This window comes from Ignavibacteriota bacterium, assembly GCA_016218045.1.
GTDB lineage: Bacteria > Bacteroidota > Ignavibacteria > SZUA-365 > SZUA-365 > JACRFB01.
On sequence record JACRFB010000027.1, the window covers coordinates 1 to 2,683 of the forward strand.

Annotated in this window: 2 protein-coding genes; both read left to right on the top strand. The window is 57.3% G+C overall.

The features are described 5' to 3' along the window. The first annotated feature begins 67 nt into the window (after positions 1-67). Positions 68-2,284: an RHS repeat protein gene (locus tag HY962_08005; protein ID MBI5646862.1), complete on the top strand. Its 2,217-nt coding sequence runs from the start codon at positions 68-70 to the stop codon at positions 2,282-2,284. After that, on the top strand, positions 2,281-2,595 hold the full coding sequence (locus HY962_08010; GenBank protein MBI5646863.1) for a hypothetical protein: 315 nt from the start codon (positions 2,281-2,283) through the stop codon (positions 2,593-2,595). Before HY962_08005 ends, HY962_08010 begins: the two co-directional genes overlap by 4 nt. Positions 2,596-2,683: the final 88 nt, after the last annotated feature.

Here is a 2,683-nt window from a genome sequence, read left to right on the forward strand (position 1 = left end):
CACTGTGCGCCAAGGCTACTGCGCCGACGTGGGCTGCCCGAGTTGCGGCGGGGGTGGAGGGAGTGGTGTGTGCTCCGCCACTGACGCCCTCGGCAACACGACCGTCACCCGCTTCGACGCGCTGGGCCGAGCCACCGAGACCATCTCCCCCATTGGTTCCGTGACTGCCACGCAGTATGACAACCTCGGGCGTCAGTCCAAGACCATCGACGCTCTCGGGAACGAGACGCGCTACCTTTACGATGAACTCGGCAGGCTGTGGAAGGTAGTTGACGCCCTTGGCGGCGTCACCGAGTACGGCTTCGACGAGCGCGGCAACCGCACGAGCGTCAGGGACGCTATGGGGAACATCACGCGCTTTGAGTATGACCTGAACAACAGGCTCACGAAGGAAATCAACCCGCTCGGAACCGAGACAACGTTCACTTATGACGCGACCGGCTCCCGCGCAACCCGCACGGACGGGAACGGCTTCACGACGATCTATCGGTATGACACCAACCGTCGTCTCTCGGAGATCGAGTACCCCGACGGCAAGAAGACGCAGTATACGTTCGACGAGAGAGGCAACAAGACCTTCGAGGGGCACCTTGATCCCAATGTCAACTTTGCCGCGGCCTCGCGCACCTTCGTCTACGATGATTTGAACCGCCTTCGCTCGATGACGGACTCCTCTCTCGGCAAGTCCATCCAGTACGAGTTCGACGAGAACGGAAACCGTTCGGCTGTGATTGATGCCGAAGGCGGCGTGACGCGCTGGGAATATGACCGCAACAACCGCCCTGTGAGAGTCACCGACGCAGACAGCCAAATCACGCGCTTCGAGTACGACGCTGCGGGTCGGCGGAAGAAGGTGGTCTACCCGAACGGCGTGTGGACAGAGTACCTGTACGATCCCTCCGCCCAGCTCACACACATGGTCACGCGAGACCGCACGAACCTCACGCTTCAGGGCTGGCATTACGTCTATGATCTCCGCGGGAACAGGACCAGCAAGACCGACCATGCGGGCAACGTCGAGTCGTACCTTTACGATCCTCTCGGGAGACTCACCCAGACGACGTATCCTGACGGGCGGGTGGTGTCTTGGTCTTTCGATGCGGTGGGGAATCGGCTGACTCAAACGGAAAACGGATCACTGACCACGTATTCGTACAACGCGGCCAACCAAATCCAGACCATGACCTCATCGACTGGTGCGCAGACGACCTTCGGTTTCGACGGCAACGGCAACATGCTCTGGAAGTCCGAACCGTCGGGCACGACGTACTACACGTGGGATTTCGAGAATCGCCTGCGCCAAGTCGCTGCCCCGAGCGGCGTGACGAACTTCGGGTATGACGCGAACGGTATACGTGTCTTCAAGGAGAGTGGCGGCGTCCGCACCGACTACCTCGTGGACACCGTGAGCGTCCTCGCCGAGTACGAGGCAGGCGCGAGGAAGTCGGTTTACACCCTCGGCTCCAGAATCGACGAGATCGTTTCGCAGACTAACGACCAAGGAAAGTTCTGGTACCTTGCTGATGCTCTCGGCAGCGTGACCGGCCTGACGGATTCCGGTGGCCGAGTGATCAAAACGTACCGCTACGGCGCATGGGGCGACGACGCTGGCACGACCGGCCCCGACCTCCGCAACCCGTACCGCTGGACAGGCCGCGAATGGGATCACGACGGCCTCCAGTACAACAGGGCGAGGTACTACTTCAATTTTTACTTCATCTCGAATGACCCTTTTGGAAACCAAGCTTTCTACGCGCCAAATCCAATATCTTATCGTGACCCCTTAGGTTTGACGATCATGCTGTTGGAATCAGACCCAACCATGCGTGGCTGGGTTCTGCTGGCTTCCTACGAGACGACTTGGTCAAGAACCTATTTCAAGATCGCGAAGGAAACGTACCGGCGAGTGTACTTCAGAGATATCACCAAATATGCAACCGGTCATGTGTACTTCCAGGCCGAATGGTGTGCCGATATTGGGGTCTTGCCTTACATGCAGAAAGAGGTTGGTCCCGACGATCTCGTCGTAGGAGTCAATCTCAAAAACATTTCCGCCAACTTGGCGTACTCAACGGATGCTTCGAACGTCCTTGTTCACGAACTGGCGCACGTTGCACAAATAGTCACCGGGACGGCTGTGAATGCTAACGAGGTTACGTTGGAGGTGGACGCAACCTGGGTTGAGTACTTTCATGTGCAAGAGAAGTCGATGGAGAGCAAAGGTGCGATCAAAAAGTGGTGCCTAACGACGGCTGACTTCCCGATGTGCGTTTATTACCTATGAAAACACAGAACAAACGTTTTTTTCCAACGGTTGTGGCCTGTTTCGTCGTGGCGGGAACTAGCGCGCTACTGTTCCGCGTGCAAAACGCGACTCCAGAACTGGGTACTTTTGCCGTCGCGGCGAAGAAACTCTTGGAACCCACCGCGGACACGCCTCCGTGCGAAGCAACTCGGACGTTTTTCTACCAGAATGTCTCTCGCGAATTCACAAGGGTGTTTGACCTGATTCAAAAGCCGACCTTGACTGCCATTGTGCCGGGGTATCTCTTTAGTTCCCTCTGTACGACAGGGTTCGGAGGCGTGATTGCCTGACAGTGAGCCGTTGATAAATCCAGGCGTTCTCCTCGGAGAACCATGTTCGGTATATGGAGTCCTCATGGCACCTCGGTACTCCATTTCC

Excerpts from the sequence above, each read along its gene's own strand:
- HY962_08010 (MBI5646863.1), top strand. The coding sequence starts at position 2,281 with ATGAAAACACAGAACAAACGTTTTTTTCCAACGGTTGTGGCCTGTTTC.